15 protein-coding genes are annotated in these 16,254 nt (G+C 66.1%); 9 read left to right on the forward strand and 6 right to left on the reverse strand.

Annotation, left to right across the window (positions count from 1 at the left end; translation table 11 throughout):
- The first annotated feature begins 3 nt into the window (after positions 1-3).
- The 7 genes from metF (at position 4) to AB3X98_RS27720 (ending at position 8,331) form a co-directional block, all read left to right on the forward strand.
- The gene (gene metF / locus AB3X98_RS27690; protein ID WP_069264291.1) at positions 4-834 is read left to right on the forward strand and encodes a methylenetetrahydrofolate reductase [NAD(P)H]; all 831 of its coding nucleotides are present in this window, start codon (positions 4-6) and stop codon (positions 832-834) included.
- Positions 835-1,164: 330 nt separating this feature from the next.
- Positions 1,165-2,799, forward strand: a complete 1,635-nt coding sequence (locus AB3X98_RS27695; protein ID WP_368606134.1) for an ABC transporter substrate-binding protein — start codon at positions 1,165-1,167, stop codon at positions 2,797-2,799.
- A gap of 129 nt (positions 2,800-2,928) precedes the next feature.
- A complete protein-coding gene (locus AB3X98_RS27700; RefSeq protein WP_069264287.1) occupies positions 2,929-3,942 on the forward strand; it encodes an ABC transporter permease subunit in 1,014 nt (337 codons plus the stop codon).
- Between the two features lie 54 nt (positions 3,943-3,996).
- Positions 3,997-4,914: an ABC transporter permease subunit gene (locus AB3X98_RS27705; RefSeq protein ID WP_069264285.1), complete on the forward strand. Its 918-nt coding sequence runs from the start codon at positions 3,997-3,999 to the stop codon at positions 4,912-4,914.
- Positions 4,915-4,998: 84 nt separating this feature from the next.
- Positions 4,999-5,997, forward strand: a complete 999-nt coding sequence (locus tag AB3X98_RS27710) for an ABC transporter ATP-binding protein (RefSeq protein ID WP_368606133.1) — start codon at positions 4,999-5,001, stop codon at positions 5,995-5,997.
- Positions 5,994-7,028, forward strand: coding sequence for a peptide ABC transporter ATP-binding protein (locus AB3X98_RS27715; protein ID WP_069264281.1), 1,035 nt, complete (start codon positions 5,994-5,996; stop codon positions 7,026-7,028). Before AB3X98_RS27710 ends, AB3X98_RS27715 begins: the two co-directional genes overlap by 4 nt.
- A 184-nt stretch (positions 7,029-7,212) precedes the next feature.
- The gene (locus AB3X98_RS27720; protein WP_368606144.1) at positions 7,213-8,331 is read left to right on the forward strand and encodes a TraB/GumN family protein; all 1,119 of its coding nucleotides are present in this window, start codon (positions 7,213-7,215) and stop codon (positions 8,329-8,331) included.
- A gap of 102 nt (positions 8,332-8,433) precedes the next feature.
- Here AB3X98_RS27720 and AB3X98_RS27725 read toward each other — a convergent pair whose 3' ends face one another.
- The 5 genes from AB3X98_RS27725 to pxpB all read right to left on the reverse strand — a co-directional run bounded on the left by AB3X98_RS27725 (position 8,434) and on the right by pxpB (position 12,870).
- Positions 8,434-9,387, reverse strand: coding sequence for a DUF979 domain-containing protein (locus AB3X98_RS27725; protein WP_368606132.1), 954 nt, complete (start codon positions 9,385-9,387; stop codon positions 8,434-8,436).
- Positions 9,384-10,127, reverse strand: coding sequence for a DUF969 domain-containing protein (locus tag AB3X98_RS27730; RefSeq protein ID WP_069264274.1), 744 nt, complete (start codon positions 10,125-10,127; stop codon positions 9,384-9,386). The genes AB3X98_RS27725 and AB3X98_RS27730 overlap by 4 nt, the downstream gene beginning before the upstream one ends.
- 219 nt (positions 10,128-10,346) lie before the next feature.
- Positions 10,347-11,102 (reverse strand): 5-oxoprolinase subunit PxpA, encoded by a 756-nt coding sequence (pxpA, locus tag AB3X98_RS27735; RefSeq protein ID WP_069264272.1) that lies wholly within the window; start codon positions 11,100-11,102, stop codon positions 10,347-10,349.
- A gap of 44 nt (positions 11,103-11,146) precedes the next feature.
- Complete coding sequence (locus tag AB3X98_RS27740; protein WP_069264270.1) at positions 11,147-12,214, reverse strand: biotin-dependent carboxyltransferase family protein; 1,068 nt, start codon at positions 12,212-12,214, stop codon at positions 11,147-11,149.
- Entirely contained in the window at positions 12,211-12,870 is a 660-nt protein-coding gene (pxpB, locus tag AB3X98_RS27745; RefSeq protein ID WP_069264268.1) for a 5-oxoprolinase subunit PxpB, read from the reverse strand. The genes AB3X98_RS27740 and pxpB overlap by 4 nt, the downstream gene beginning before the upstream one ends.
- Positions 12,871-13,085: 215 nt before the next feature.
- On the opposite strand from pxpB, the gene AB3X98_RS27750 reads away from it, so the two are divergent.
- On the forward strand, positions 13,086-13,598 hold the full coding sequence (locus AB3X98_RS27750) for a winged helix DNA-binding protein (protein WP_028212076.1): 513 nt from the start codon (positions 13,086-13,088) through the stop codon (positions 13,596-13,598).
- A 22-nt stretch (positions 13,599-13,620) separates the two neighbouring features.
- Here the strand turns inward: AB3X98_RS27750 and AB3X98_RS27755 are convergent, their stop codons facing one another.
- Positions 13,621-14,247, reverse strand: coding sequence for a 5-formyltetrahydrofolate cyclo-ligase (locus AB3X98_RS27755; RefSeq protein WP_368606143.1), 627 nt, complete (start codon positions 14,245-14,247; stop codon positions 13,621-13,623).
- 8 nt (positions 14,248-14,255) lie between these two features.
- Here AB3X98_RS27755 and AB3X98_RS27760 point away from each other — a divergent pair, with 8 nt between their 5' ends.
- Positions 14,256-16,229: a transglycosylase SLT domain-containing protein gene (locus AB3X98_RS27760; RefSeq protein ID WP_368606131.1), complete on the forward strand. Its 1,974-nt coding sequence runs from the start codon at positions 14,256-14,258 to the stop codon at positions 16,227-16,229.
- Positions 16,230-16,254: the final 25 nt, after the last annotated feature.

Consider the following 16,254-nt stretch of genomic DNA (forward strand, 5'->3'; position numbering starts at 1 on the left):
AACATGAAACCGATCGAACTCTCATTCGAATTCTTCCCGCCGAAGACGCCGGACGGCCTGGAAAAGCTGCGCGCTACGCGGGCGGAACTTGCCACGCTCAAGCCGAAGTTTTTCTCGGTGACGTTCGGCGCGGGCGGGTCGACGCAACAGGGCACGCTCGACACCGTCGTCGACATCGCGAAGGCTGGCATCGAGGCGGCGCCGCATCTCTCGTGCATCGGCTCCTCGAAAGAGAGCCTGCGCGCGATTCTCGGCGAGTACCGCTCGCACGGCATCCGCCACATCGTGGCGCTGCGCGGCGACTTGCCCTCGGGCATGGGCGCGGTGGGCGAACTGCGCTACGCGTCGGAACTCGTCGCCTTCATCCGCGAGGAAACCGGCGACGCGTTCCACATCGAAGTGGCCGCGTATCCCGAGTACCACCCGCAGGCGCGTTCGCCGCGTCACGACCTCGAAGCGTTCGCGCAAAAGGTGAAAGCGGGCGCCAATTCGGCGATCACGCAGTACTTCTTCAACGCGGACGCGTATTTCCGCTTCGTCGACGACGCGAAGAAACTGGGCGTGGATATTCCCATCGTTCCCGGCATCATGCCGATCACGAACTACTCGCAGCTCATGCGCTTTTCGGAGATGTGCGGCGCCGAAGTGCCGCGCTGGGTCGCCAAGCGTCTGGAAAGCTTCGGCGACGATCGCGAGTCGATCCGCGCATTCGGGCTCGACGTGGTGACCGACCTGTGCCGCCGTCTCGTCGAGGCGGGCGTGCCGGGCATCCACTTCTACACGCTCAACGCGGCGCCGGCCACCAAGGCCATTTGCGAGCGGCTGGGCTTCTAGGGCCCGCACGCTCGACCCGCCAAACGGCAACAAACCGCGCGGTTCCCGGACTCCCGGGCCGCGCGGTTTTTTATTGAGACGCGATTGCGCGATTTGCATCAGCAAGGCTGCGCGCCCCGGCTGCGCGCGGCATTTCGGCGCGCTATGTTCCTGATCGGCAAGAGAAAAAGGGGGGTGAAGCTACGTTGCACCGCAGCATGCTGCAACCGCAACGCCTGTCAACCCGGCGTTTTCCACAAGCGACGGGACTTTTGGCTTGCTTGTGACTGCGGCACCTGCTGTGTAAGATCGCGCTACGCTGGCGCAAGCCGGCACTGAACTGGAGGAAACATGAAAGAAAACAAACTGTTGCGTGCTGCACGAATGACGTCTCTCGTGGCGCTCGCAGCGGCATCGATTGCTGGAGCCCCGCTCGCGCACGCCGCGCAAAGCATTCCGAACAAGACGCTCGTCTACTGCTCGGAAGGCAGCCCCGCTGGCTTCGACCCGGCCCAATACACGACCGGCACCGACTTCACCGCGAATACGTTCACCGTCTACAACCGCCTCGTCGAGTTCGAGCGCGGCGGCACCAAGGTCGAACCGGGTCTCGCAGAATCGTGGGACGTTTCGCCGGACGGCAAGACCTACACGTTCCATCTGCGTCATGGCGTGAAGTTCCAGACCACCTCGTTCTTCAAGCCCACGCGCGAATTCAATGCGGACGACGTCGTGTTCTCGTTCGACCGCATGCTCGACCCGAACAATGCGTTCCGCAAGGCGTACCCGGTGTCGTTCCCGTACTTCACCGACATGGGCCTCGACAAGCTGATCGCCAAGGTCGAAAAGGTCGACCCGTACACGGTCAAGTTCACGCTGAACGAGCCGAACGCGCCGTTCATCCAGAACATGGCGATGGAATTCGCCTCGATCCTCTCGGCTGAATACGCGGATCAACTGATGAAGGCCGGCAAGGCCGCCGACATCAACCAGTTCCCGGTCGGCACGGGTCCGTTCATCTTCAAGAGCTACACGAAGGACGCGACGATCCGCTACGACGGCAACCCCGACTACTGGAAGCCGGGCGCTGTGAAGCTCTCGAAGCTGATCTTCTCGATCACGCCGGACGCCAGCGTGCGCGTGCAGAAGATCAAGCGCGACGAATGCCAGGTGATGAGCTATCCGCGTCCCGCCGACATCGCGCCGCTGAAGGCCGAGCCGAACATCGCGATGCCGTCGCAGCCGGGTTTCAACCTGGGCTACCTGTCGTACAACGTCACGCACAAGCCGCTCGATAACGCGGACGTGCGCCACGCGCTCGACATGGCGATCAACAAGAAGGCGATCATCGACTCGGTGTACCAGGGCGCGGGCCAGCTCGCAACCAACCCGATGCCGCCGACGCAGTGGTCGTACTACAAGAACCTGCCGGCCAATTCGTACGATCCGGAAAAGGCCAAGGCGCTGCTCGCGAAGGCGGGTCAGGGCAACGGCTTCGAGATCACGCTGTGGGCCATGCCCGTGCAGCGCGCCTACAACCCGAACGCACGCTTGATGGCCGAAATGATCCAGGCCGACTGGGCGAAGATCGGCGTGAAGGCGAAGATCGTGACGTATGAGTGGGGCGAGTACATCAAGCGCGCTCACGCAGGCGAAGACGATTCGATGCTGATCGGCTGGACGGGCGACAACGGCGACCCGGACAACTGGCTCGGCACGCTGCTCGGCTGCGAAGCCGTGAACGGCAACAACTTCGGCAAGTGGTGCTACAAGCCGTTCGACGACCTGATCCAGAAGGGCCGTCAGACCTCGGACGTGGCGCAGCGCACCAAGTTCTACCAGGAAGCGCAGCAGATCTTCGCGCAGCAACTGCCGTTCTCGCCGATCGCTCACTCGACCGTCTACCAGCCGGTCAGCAAGAAGGTGACCGACATGCGCATCGAGCCGCTTGGCTACGCGCGCTTCGACGGCGTGGGCATGCAGTAAGGATAATCGGGTAAGACTTTCCGCTCGGTCCGCATATCAGCCAGGACCGGCGGAAAATGGTCCGGCGACCGGGGTCACGAGCCCCTGTCGCCGGTTGCGTTTCATTTCAAGCTTTTGGGGGAACACCACATGTTCCGCTTCGTATTGCGCCGCATCGGCATGGTCATACCCACGTTCATCGGGATCACCATCCTTGCGTTCGCACTCATCCACCTGATTCCGGGCGACCCCATCGAAGTGATGATGGGCGAGCGCGGCGTCGATCCGCAAATGCACGCCGAGGCGATGCACCGCCTGGGGCTCGACGAGCCTCTGCCGATGCAGTATGTGCACTACGTCTGGCACGCCGTGCACGGCAATCTCGGCACCTCGATCATCACCAACACGAGCGTGATGGGCGAGTTTCTCGCGCGCTTTCCCGCCACCGTCGAGCTGTCGATCTGCGCGCTCGTTTTCGCGCTCGTGATCGGCTTGCCCGCCGGCGTGTTCGCGGCGCTGCGGCGCGGTACTGCCGTCGATCACGGCGTCATGGGCACCGCGCTCACCGGCTACTCCATGCCGATCTTCTGGTGGGGGCTCATCCTCATCATGGTGTTCTCGTCGAAACTCGGCTGGACGCCGGTGTCCGGCCGCATCGCGGTGGAATTCGACATTCCGCACGTGACCGGCTTCATGCTGATCGATTCGCTGCTGCCCGGCACCGACGAAGGCGCGTTCAGGTCGGTGCTGAGCCACCTGATCCTGCCGGCCATCGTGCTCGGCACGATTCCGCTCGCCGTGGTCGCGCGCATGACGCGCTCGTCCATGCTCGAAGTGCTGCGCGAGGACTACATCCGCACCGCGCGCGCCAAAGGTCTTTCGCCCGTGCGCGTGATCGTCGTGCATGCGCTGCGCAACGCGCTCATTCCCGTGGTGACCGTGATCGGCCTGCAGGTCGGCACGCTGCTCGCGGGCGCGGTGCTTACCGAAACGCTATTTTCCTGGCCCGGCATCGGCAAATGGCTGATCGACGCGATCAGCCGGCGCGACTACCCGGTGGTGCAAGGCGGCATTCTCATGATCGCGACGCTCGTGATCGTCGTGAACCTGTTCGTCGATCTGCTGTACGGCGTGCTCAACCCGCGCATTCGACATACGAGGTAAGCGAGCCATGAAAATGCGAACCCCACAACACACCATTCAACACCAGGAGGCATGATGGCTGACATTCAGAACACCGTGCCTCGCGCCGTTACGCCGCCTTCGGGCCGCGCACTCGTGCTGCGCGAATTCTGGGCGAACTTCTCGCGCAACAGGGGCGCCGTGGGCGCGGGCGTGATCGTGCTCGCGCTGATCGTCATCGCGATCTTCGCGCCGCTGATCGCGCCGCACAGCCCCATCGAGCAATACCGCGACTACGTGAAGATTCCGCCCGCCTGGCTCGACGGCGGCAACTGGAAGTTCATCCTCGGCACCGACGAAGCGGGCCGCGACATCCTCTCGCGTCTCATGTACGGCGCGCGGCTTTCGCTGTGGATCGGCTGCGTCTCGGTCGTGCTCGCGCTGGTTCCGGGCATCGTGCTCGGGCTCGTCGCCGCGTTCTTCGAGAAGTGGGCCGACACGCCGATCATGCGTCTCATGGACGTGCTGCTCGCGCTGCCTTCGCTGCTGCTCGCGGTGGCCGTGGTCGCGATCATCGGACCGGGTCTCACGAACACCATGCTCGCGATCGCGATCGTGGCGCTGCCCGGCTACGTGCGTCTCACGCGCGGTTCGGCTCTCGGCGAACTGCACAAGGAGTACGTGACCGCTTCGCGCGTGGCCGGTGCCGGCACGCTGCGCCTGATGTTCTCGCAGGTGCTGCCCAACTGTACGGCTCCGCTCATCGTGCAGGCGACACTCGGCTTTTCCTCGGCGATTCTCGACGCCGCCGCGCTCGGCTTCCTCGGCCTCGGCGTACAGCCGCCGCGTGCGGAGTGGGGCGCGATGCTCGCCTCGGCGCGCGACTACATCGACAGCGCATGGTGGATCGTCACGATGCCGGGTCTGTCCATCCTCATTTCGGTCCTCGCGATCAACCTGCTCGGCGACGGGCTGCGCGACGCGCTCGATCCCAAGCTCAAGCGGATGGCCTGACATGAAAACGACCCCCACACTCCCTTCGGTCGTTGCCCCCCGAGGGGGCGTCAGTCCTCTTGGGGCGGCCCGGCGAGGACTGACATGAACAACGAACTTTTGACCATCCGTAATCTGGCGGTGAACTTCAACGGCCTGCCCGCCGTCGACCGCGTCAATCTGTCGGTCGCGCCTGGCGAAGTGCTCGGCATCGTCGGCGAATCGGGCTCGGGCAAGAGCGTGACGATGATGGCGCTGATGGGCCTCATCGACGCCCCCGGCAAGGTGAGCGCGGATTCGATCACCTTCGACGGCCGCGATCTGCTAAACGCCACCGGCAAGGACCGCCGCCGCATCGTCGGCAAGGACATCGCCATGGTGTTCCAGGACGCGCTCACGAGCCTGAACCCGAGCTACACCGTCGGCTATCAGATCAAGGAAGTGCTCAAGCTGCACGAAGGGCTGCGCGGCTCCGCGCTCAACGCGCGCGCGCTGGAACTGCTCGACCAGGTCGGCATTCCCGACGCGAAGAACCGCATCGACAACTTCCCGCACCAGATGTCGGGCGGCATGAACCAGCGCGTGATGATCGCGATGGCCGTGGCCTGCAACCCGAAGCTGCTGATCGCCGACGAGCCCACCACGGCGCTCGACGTGACGATCCAGGCTCAGATCATGGAACTGCTCGTGCGTCTGCAGAAGGAGCGCGGCATGGCGCTCGTGCTGATCTCGCACGATCTGGCCGTGGTTTCGGAAGTCGCGCAACGCGTGGCCGTGATGTACGCGGGCGAGATCATCGAAACGAACCGCGTGCCGGACATCTTTTCGCGTCCGCATCATCCGTACACGGAAGCGCTGCTCGCCGCGATTCCCGAACACAACAAGGGGGCGATGCGGCTTGCCGCGCTGCCCGGCATGGTGCCCGGCCGCGACGACCGGCCGAGCGGCTGTCTGTTCGCGCCGCGCTGCAAGTATGTGGTGGATGACTGCATGAAGGCGCGGCCCGCGCTCGACGCGGTGACCGATGAAAGCGGCTATGCGCAAGTGCGCTGCATCAAGCCGCTGAACGCGGCGGTGACTCAATCCAGTGGAGGCGCGCGATGAACGCAGTCCAGCAACACGCGGCTCGTCAGGACCATCAGGACGACAAGGTTCTCGTCGCCGACGATCTCAAGAAGCATTACACCGTCAAGCGCGGCATGTTCGGCACGGGCACCGTGAAGGCGCTCAACGGCGTGTCGTTCTCGCTCACGCGCGGGCGCACGCTCGCCGTGGTGGGCGAGTCCGGCTGCGGCAAATCGACGCTCGCGCGCCAGCTCACGATGATCGAGCCGCCCACCGCGGGCAAGCTGACCATCGACGGCGAGGACGTTGCGCACGCAAACGCCGCGAAGATCGCCGCGCTGCGCCGCCGCGTGCAGATGGTGTTCCAGAATCCGTTCGCCTCGCTCAATCCGCGCAAGACCGTGGAGCAGACGCTAGGCGAGCCGCTCGCCATCAACACGCGCCTCACGGCAAACGAGCGCGCGGACCGCATCGCGCACATGATGCGCATCGTCGGCCTGCGCCCCGAGCACGCCAAGCGCTATCCGCACATGTTCTCGGGCGGCCAGCGCCAGCGGGTGGCGATCGCGCGGGCCATGATTCTCGACCCGCAGATCGTCGTGGCCGACGAGCCGGTTTCCGCGCTCGACGTCTCGATCCAGGCGCAGATTCTCAATCTGTTCATGGACTTGCAGGAGCAGTTCCGCACGAGCTACGTGTTCATCTCGCACAACCTGGCCGTGGTCGAGCACATCGCCGACGACGTGATGGTGATGTATCTGGGCGGGGTGGCGGAACTGGGCGACAAGGACACGGTGATCTCGCGGCCGCGCCATCCGTACACGCGCTCGCTGCTCTCGGCCACGCCCGCGATCTTCGAAGCGGACCGCCGCGTGAAGATCAAGCTCGAGGGCGAATTGCCTTCGCCGCTCAACCCGCCGTCTGGTTGCACGTTCCATCAACGTTGTCCATACGCAGTCGAGCGGTGTCGTAAGGAAGTGCCTGTTCTTCGCGAAGTGGACGGCCGTCAGGTATCCTGCCATCGTGCAGAGGAGGTGGGGGAAGAGGATGGGCGGCCCATGCCGGCCTGAAGCGACGGCGGCGCGTCGTTTTATTGCTACGCGCCGCCAGTTGATGGGCGGCCGTCGTGCCGCCTTTTTCACTGGTTTTCCCACCGTTTTCTCCGCCGCTCTTTCAATCGTTCCGGCTGCCGCCGTTATCGTGGCGGCCGGGCTGGGTACGGCTGTTCGGGTGACATTCGGTGTGGCTTTTGGTGTGGCATTCGCGGTGGCGTTGCGTGCGGCGTTGAAGCAGGCGTCGAGCGCTGCGGCGCGCGCGGCGCTCACGCTGGTCCTGGCGATCGGCGTTCTCGCGGGCGCCTCGGGCCCGGTGTTCGCCGGCGGCGCCGTCGCCAACACGCCCGGTGTGCATCCGGCCGTGCCCATGCCGCCCGGCACCTCACGCGGCGCGAACGGCGGCATTCCCGGCTTTCACGCCGCGCCCGCCGTGCCGAGCTACGCATCGGGCACGACGGCTGGCGGCCCGGTGCGCACCCAGCCTGCGCGCATGCCGTTCTATGTCGCCACGCGCGGCAACCTCACGATCTATCTGCTCGGCACGCTCCATGTGGGCGACCCCGCCGACTACCCGCCCGCCCAGCCGTTTCGCCCGCAGATTCTCGCGGCGCTCGCCGCGTCGCCCATTCTCGCGCTCGAGCTTTCCCCCGACGATCTGCTGGTTTCCCAGGACGACGTCTCGAAATACGGGGTGTGCAAACGGCCCTGCCTGCCGGGCCTGTTGCCCGATCCGCTCTGGCAGAAACTCGAGGCGCGCATGCGCGGCAATCCCGAGGCGCTCGCCGAGATCCGCAAGATGCGGCCGTGGCTCGCCTCGCTGCTGGTGGAAACCTACGATTCGCTGAGCGCCGGCCTGCAGACCGAGTTCGGCACCGAGGCGCAGTTGCAGAACGTGTTCCTGCGCTGGAAGGGCCGCCGCATCGTCGGCCTGGAGACGCTCGGCGAGCAGATGCGCGCCTTTACGAACCTGAGCCTCGCGCAGCAGCGCGAGATGCTCGCCCAGGACCTCGCGCAGACGCCGGCGCAAAACGTGTCCGACGTGCAGACGCTGCTGCACCTCTGGCGCGTGGGCGACGCCGATGCGATCGCCGCATGGGAATCGGCGCGCACCGAAAAGCTCTCGCACGACGCGCGGGTGGCGGCGTCGGTCGACAATCGCATCGTCTACGAGCGCAACCGGCGCTTCGTTTCGCGCATGCAGCAGTACGTGGCGCCCAACAAGCCGCTCTTCGTCGCCGTCGGCGCGTTGCATCTGGGCGGACCTAAAGGCGTGCTCCAGCTGTTGCGCCAGCGTGGGTTCAACGTCGACCCGGGTTGAGCCAGGCCGGGCCTTTGCGCTCGCATCTTGTGCTCGCGCGCGGCCTGAATGCGGAAAAGCCGGCTTTCGCCGGCTCTTCTTGCGAGCGCATGCGTACGCGGGTCAAAACCCGAACACGTTCAGCAGTACGATATTCGCCGCGAGGATGCCGAGCGCCGTGGGCACCTGCACGCGGATCACCGCGTTCTTGTCGGGCAGCTCCAGCAGCGCGACGGGCACCATGTTGAAGTTCGCGGCCATCGGCGTCATGAGCGTGCCGCAGTAGCCCGAGAACATGCCGATGGCGGCCATCATCGCCGGATTGACGTGGAACACGCCCACCAGCACCGGCACGCCCACGCCGCCCGTCATCACCGGAAACGCGGCGAAGCCGTTGCCCATGATGATCGTGAAGAGCGCCATGCCCACGCAATAGACCACCACGGCCACGAAGCGCACGTCCATGTTGATGTACGACGTCGTCACGTGCGCGACGGCCTTGCCGACGCCCGCGTCCGAGAACACGAGGCCGAGCATGCCGAGCATCTGCGGCAGGACGGCGGCCCACGAAAGCGCGTCGACGAGGCGGCGCGTTTCCTTCATCGACTGGCCGACGCTGTCGCGCGTGATGATGCAGGCAATCGCGAGCGCGATCACGCAGCCGATGCCGAAGCCGATCAGCGTGACGTTCTTCGGGTCGAAGAGCGGCTTGCCGCCGAAGACGAGATGGCTGGCCGCGAGCGTGAGCACGACGGTAATGACGGGAATGGTGAGCGCGGGCACGAAGAGCTTGTTGCCCAGTCGCTTCGCGCTGGCGATACGCGTTTCGAGCGCGAGCACCTTGGGCTTCGCGGCCGTCACGCCGCCGAGGCCGGCGATCAGCGCCATGGCGAGCACGAGCACGCCCACGACTTCGGCGGGCAGCAGATCGCCGACGAGAAAGATGAGCGCGTAGAGCAGCCAGAAGCCGCCTGCCGTGAAGCGGCGCGGATGCTCGCGATCCATCACGATCATGCCGCCGACGATCAGCAGCACGATGCCGAGCAGCCAGAAGAGCCAGTTGAGGGTGAGCGTCATGCTTCGTCTCCCTGTGCACGGTTTGCAGCCTTGGCGTCGCTCGCGTTGCGCATGGCGCCCAGTTCGCGTTCGAGCTTGCGGTCGAGCAGCCAGAGCCGGAAACCGTGAATCAGAAACGCGCAGATCGCCGTCGGAATGCCCCAGAACGCCACGTGGATCGGCTCGACCGAAACGCCCGCTTCCTTGAGCAGCGTGACCATCAGCACGATCGCGCCGAACGCGACGAAGATGTCCTCGCCAAAGAAGAGACCCACGTTGTCGGTCGCGGCCGAGTAGGCGCGCAGCTTGTAGCGCACGGCGTCGGACAGCTTGCCGAAGCGGTTTTCGGTGGCGCCTTCGGCCATCGGCGCGATGAGCGGGCGCACCATCTGCGGATGGCCGCCGAGGCCCGTCAAGCCGACCGCGGCGGTCAGCTCGCGCACGAGCAGATAGACGATCAGCAGACGCCCGGCGGTGGCCGCCTTGATGCTGCCAATCCAGATCTGCGCGCGCTCACGCAGGCCGTGGCGCTCGAGCAGCCCGATCACGGCGAGCGGCAACAGGATGATGAGCGGAATGTTGCGGGTCTTGATGAAGCCGGTGCCGATGGCGGCGAGAATCTTCGCCACCGGAAAGCCCCCGGCAAAGCCGGTGACGACGGCCGCCGCGGCGACGATCAGCATCGGATTGAAGCGTAGCAAGAAGCCGGCGATGATGACGGCCACGCCGATCAGCGGCCATAAGTTGACGGTGCTCTGCATGTAGATCTCCAAACGTATTGGCTTGTCATTGATTGCCGCGGATAGCGGCGTTGACTTCGTGGCTCTGTCGGCCATTCGCACAACTACGAACCTGCTCGGTACAACTACGCCTGGCAAGCTTGCGCTGCCGGGGGTTTGCCTTGTGAAAACCTTCGGTGATACGTCTCTAGCGGCGCGCGGCGCATGCCGCGCGCTTTGCTGCGTTCGAACGCGCGTGGGTCAAACTTCGCCGGCCCCCGCCGCGCGCACGCCGATGCCTGCGTCGTCCAGCGCCGTGCGGATGCGCCGTGCGAACGCGAGCGCGTGCGGGCCGTCGCCGTGCAGGCAAATGGTCTGCGCGTTCAGCGGCACCCAGGCGCCGTTCACGGCCTGCACGCGCTGCTCGCGGATCATCGCGAGCGTGCGCGCGAGCACCGTGTCTTCGTCGTCGAGCAACGCGCCCGGCTCGCTGCGCGGCACGAGCGAGCCGTCCGCGCGATAGCCGCGGTCGGCGAACACTTCCTCGATCGCGACGAGCCCCGCCTCGCGCGCCGCCGTCACGAGGCCGCTGCCCGCGAGCGCGAACACCGTCACGGACGGATCGAAGTCGTGCACGGCCGAGACGATGGCCTCGGCGATCTGCGGGTCACGCGCGGCCTGGTTGTAGAGGGCGCCGTGCGGCTTCACGTGGGCGATGCGGCCGCCTTCGGCCTGGGCGATGGCGGAGAGGGCGCCGAGCTGATACAGCACGCCCGCGTAGATTTCCTCGGGCGGCAGGTTCATCTCCTTGCGGCCGAAGTTCTCGGGGTCGTTGAAGCTCGGATGCGCGCCGATCGACACGCCTTTCTCCACGGCCCAGCGCACGCATTCGCGCATGGCGTTGGCGCCGCCCGCGTGCCAGCCGCACGCGATGTTGGCGGAGCTCACGAGGTCGAGCAGCGCCTCGTCGGAGCCGCAGCCTTCGCCGAGATCGGCGTTCAGATCGATGGTGGTCATGATGGGTTCCTCTTACTGCCTGTCTTACCGATGGTGCTTGAAAATCACGCGCTCGCGGCCGCGTTCGCGCGGCGGTTCGCAAGGCGTTCGTCGTGCATGGCGATCGCGGTGTCGATCTGCCGCAAATACGCCCGTTCCTCTTCCAGCGCCGCGCGCGCGGCGGCCGGCGTCGCTTCCACGAAACGCACGCCACCGGTGAGCCGCACCTGGGCGAGCTTCCACCAGTCGGCGCGAATCACGGAGCCGATCTTCGGGTAGCCGCCCGTGGTCTGCGCGTCGGCCATCAGCACGATGGGCTGGCCGCTCGGCGGCACCTGGATCGTGCCCGGCAGCACCGCGTGCGACAGCAGATCCACGCCGTTCGCGCGCACGAGCGGCGTGCCCGTGAGCCGAAAGCCCATGCGATTGCTGTTGGGCGTGATCTGCCATTCGTCGGACCAGAGCGCGCGCTGCGCCTCGGGTGTGAAGCTGTCGTACTCGGGGCCGCGCAGCACGCGCACGGGCACGGCCCAGGCCATGCCGTCCGGATGGCGTCCGCGCCGGTGATGCGGCTCGTCCGCGAGCGCGAAGTTGCACCACACGGGCGCCTTCACGCCGAAGGCCGGCGCGCCCGGGTCGAGCGCAGCGCGCTCGCGGCCCGGCGCGAACGAGGCGCCCGTGGCGAGACGGTCGCCGTCCTTGAGCGCGCGACCTGCGAGGCCGCCGAAGCCCGCCGCGAGGTCGGTGCTGCGCGAGCCGAGCATGGGCAGCACGTCGACGCCGCCGGCCACGCACACATAGGCGCGCATGCCGCGCTTCGCGCCGTTCAGCACGAGTTCCTCGCCGGCGGCCACGGGCAGGCTCCACCACGACCAGACCGGGCGCCCGCCGAGCGTCGCGCCGAAGTCGGTGCCGGTAATGGCGATGCGGGTGGCGCGCGCGAAGCGCAGCGCGACGGGGCCGAAGGTGATTTCCACGCCGGCGGCGTCGGGCCGGTTGCCGACGAGACGGTTGCCCACCTCGAGTGCGAGCGTATCGAGCGCGCCGCCGGTGGCGACGCCCAGATGCCGGTAGCCGGGGCGGCCGAGATCCTGGACCGTGGTGAGCAGGCCCGCGCGCAATACTTCGATCATGCGTGGAGCTCCGCGATGGTGAAACGCACGCGGTCGCCTGGCATGAGCAGCGAAGGCGGATTGCGCGAAGGGTCGAACAACTTCGCGGCGGTGCGGCCGATCAGTTGCCAGCCGCCTGGCGAGGCGGCCGGATAAATGCCCGTCTGCTCGCCGCCGATGCCCACCGATCCGGCGGGGACGGCCAGGCGCGGCTCGCGGCGGCGCGGCGTGTGCAGCGCGGGTTCGAGACCGCCGAGATAGGCGAAGCCGGGTTGGAAGCCGAGGAAGAACACCGTGTAGACGCCCGCGGCATGGCGCGCGGCGACGTCGGCGGCGGCGAGCGCGCAATGCTGCGCGACCGCTTCGAGATCGGGGCCGTCTTCGCCGCCGTAGACCACGGGTATCTCGACTTCACGGCCTGCCGCGCTCGCGTCTTCGGCCTCGCGCCATGCGTCGCGCAGCGCGAGCGCGAGCGCCGCGGCGTCGGCCGAGAGCGGATCGAAGGTGATCGTCAGATTGTTCATGCCGGGCACCACTTCGCGCACCGGCGCCCAGCCGCGCGCGAGCGCGGCGACGGCCCAGACGCGGCGCTGGACCTCGAGCGTGGCGGGCGGCGGCGCTTCGCAGACGAGCGCTTCGTCACCGAGAGGAAAAATGCGAGGGTCAGAATTCGGCATGTTGGATCGATCAGGGGACGGTTTGACCGGTCGGAAATAAGCGCACGAAAGATGCACAGACGGTGCCGGTGCCATTCCTTCCTAGCGTACATTGTCGATAAATTATCTACAAATTATCAATAAGCGTTTTCGCCAGGCGCACGGCAGTCGCGCTGCAATTACACTCACGCCACGCCGCTTTGCCTTTTCGAACACCGACTACCGGGTTATCTGCCATGTCGCGCCAGCCGACCAAGATCGTTTCGTCCGAACATCTCGTCTCCGAGTCGAGCGCCGAGCTTTCCGAATTCGAGTACGCGCTCATCATGGCGAGCAATGCGTTCAACCGCTGGATGGTGCGCTGCATGTCGGCGGCGGGCGTGAAGGACATGACGCCGATCGAGGTGTCGCTGCTCCATCACGTCGGCCATCGCGAGCGGCGCAAGAAGCTCGCGGATATCTGCTTCGTGCTCAACATCGAGGACACGCACGTGGCCACGTATGCGTTGAAGAAGCTCGTCTCAAGAGGGTATGTAAAAAGCGAAAAGACCGGCAAGGAAGTCTTCTTTTCGGTCACGCCGGAAGGCCAGGCGCTGTGCCTGCGCTATCGCGACGTGCGCGAGAGCTGCCTCATCGCGACGCTCAAGGAAAGCGGCCTCACGAATCAGCAGATCGGCGATGCCGCGCAACTCATGCGCAATGCGTCGGGGCTCTATGACACGGCCGCGCGCGCGGCGGCTTCGCTCTGAGCGATCAAGGCGCGTTCAGCGTTCAACGTTCACGTGAACGTTGGCAAAGGTGCGTGGCGGCTTCCGTCACCACGGCGTCGAGCGGCAGGTCGTGCGCCTCGCGCGCAAGCACGCCGTCGTCGATGCGGCATGTTTCATACGCAATGCCAACCGTGACGGGCAACGCAACGCCCGGCCAGGCGGCCAGCGTGCGGTCGTAGTAGCCGCCGCCGTAACCGAGGCGATAGCCGTCGCGATCGAAACCCACGCAGGGCACGAAAAGAAGATCAGGCACGATCACTTCCTGCGATTGCGGCTCGAGGATCCCGTGATGGCCTTCGCACATCGGAGCATCGGGCGTCCAGGCGTGAAAGACGAGTGGCGTATGGCGCTCGGGAATGGCGGGGAGGGCGGCGCGGCGTGACGCATCGGCGGCGAGCCAGGCGGTGATCCAGGCGCGCGCATCGAACTCGCCGCGCAAGGGCCAGTAGAACCCGATCGAACGCGGCGAAAATTGCGCGACGAGCGCATCGAGACGAGCCGCGAGTGCCGCACCGATTGCCACGTCGGAAGCCGCCTCAATTCGCCGAGGAAGCAGCCTTGCACGCCAGTCCTTTTTGGATTCCGTGTGAGGGTTGCGTGCTATGCTTGGGTTCACCTCGCGCTCCAGAAATAACGATGTCCAAACGCCTTGTCCGAGTATATCGCGTGGTCGGTCTCGCACTGACTGCCGCGGCACTCGTAGCATGCAGCACGGCGGACGCCGTGCGCCCCGTCGCACTGCCCATAGGCGCAGTCCTTTCCAACGACGATCAGACTTTCATCCAGCTTCGCGAAGCCGCGCGCAACAACGATCCCGCGCGCGCCGCGCAACTCGCTGCGATGATTCCCGACTACCCGGCGCCGTCGTACCTCGAATACTTCCAGCTCAAGCCGCAGCTGTTCGATTCGCAGGGCCACGCGCGCATCGACGCGCCCGACGCGCCGGTGCTGTCGTTCCTGCAGCGCTACGACGGTCAGGCGATCGCCGACCGCATGCGCAACGACTATCTGACTGTGCTCGGCGCGCGCCACGACTGGACGAATTTCGACCAGCAATATTCGCGCTTCGTGCTCAACGACGACACGCAGGTGAAGTGCTACGCGCTGGAGTCGCGCGCGGCGCGCGGCGAGAACGTCGCGAACGACGCGCGTGCGCTGCTCACCGAGCCGCGCTATTACGGCGACGGCTGCGTCGATCTCATCACCGCGCTTGCCATCAAAGGCCAGTTCTCGAGCGACGACGTGTGGCAGCAGATCCGCCTCGCCTACGAGCAGAACCAGACCTCGACCGGCGCGAAGCTGCTCGACGGCCTTTCGCAGCGCCCCGACCCGACCGCGTTCAGCCAGGCCGTGAGCACGCCGCCGCTCACGCTCGCGCAAGGCGTCACCGCCGACCCGCAATCGCACCAGCTCGCGCTGCTCGCCGTCACCGTGATGGCGGCCAACGATCCGGCCATGGCAGCGGCCACCTTCGCCACTGTCGCACCGCAGCTCAGTTCGCCGGAGCGCGCGACAGGCTGGGGCACGATCGGCTATCAAGGGGCGTTGAAGCGCCTGCCCGCTTCGCTCGGCTGGTACCGCCTCTCGGCCAATGCGCCTCTCTCGAACCCGGCTTACGAATGGCGTACGCGCGCCGCGCTGCTGGGCGGCGACTGGACCATGGTGCGCTGGTCGATCGAACAGATGCCGGCCGCGCTGCGCGCGCAGCCGTCGTGGGTGTACTGGCACGCACGCGCGCTCAAACAGGCCGGCGAAACGGGCGCAGCGAACCAGGAATTCGCGTCGATTTCGCAGGGCTATCACTTCTACGGCCAGCTCGCCACCGAAGAACTCGGCCAGAAGATCACCATCCCGCCGAAGACCACGGTGAGCGACGCCGAAATCGCCCAGGCTGCGCAAACGCCGGGCTTCGCGCTCGCGCAGCGCTTCTACGCGCTGAACCTGCGGCTCGAAGGCAATCGCGAATGGAACTGGCCGCTGCGCGGCATGAGCGATCGGCAACTGCTCGCCGTCGCCGAATACGCGAAACGCATCCAGTTGCTCGACCGCACCGTCAACACGGCCGACCGCACGCAAACGGAGCACGACTTCTCGCTGCGCTATCTCGCGCCGTTCCGCGACGTCGTGGAGCGCGACGCGCAAACGAGCGGCCTCGACGTCGAATGGGCCTACGGCCTGATTCGCCAGGAATCGCGTTTCATTCTCAATGCGAAATCGGGCGTGGGGGCGAGCGGCCTCATGCAGATCATGCCGGCCACGGCGCAGATGGTGGCGAAGAAGATCGGCCTCGGGCCCCTGTCGCGCGACCAGCTCAACGATCTCGACACCAATATCCTGCTCGGAACGAATTATTTGTCGATGATCTACAATCAGTTCGACGGCTCCGCCGTGCTCGCCACCGCGGGCTACAACGCCGGGCCGGGCCGCCCGCGCGCATGGCGCCAGACTTTGCAGGGCGGCGTCGAGGGCGCCATCTTCGCGGAAACCATTCCGTTCCAGGAAACCCGCGATTACGTGAAAAACGTGTTGTCGAACACGGTCTACTATGCGGCGCTGTTCGAGGGCCGTCCGCAATCGCTGAAGGCGCGTCTCGGCTATATCTCGCCGTAAGCGCCGGGCCGTTGGACCGCGCCGC

Source organism: Paraburkholderia sp. BR14312 (assembly GCF_040948675.1).
Classification (GTDB): Bacteria; Pseudomonadota; Gammaproteobacteria; order Burkholderiales; family Burkholderiaceae; genus Paraburkholderia; species Paraburkholderia nodosa_A.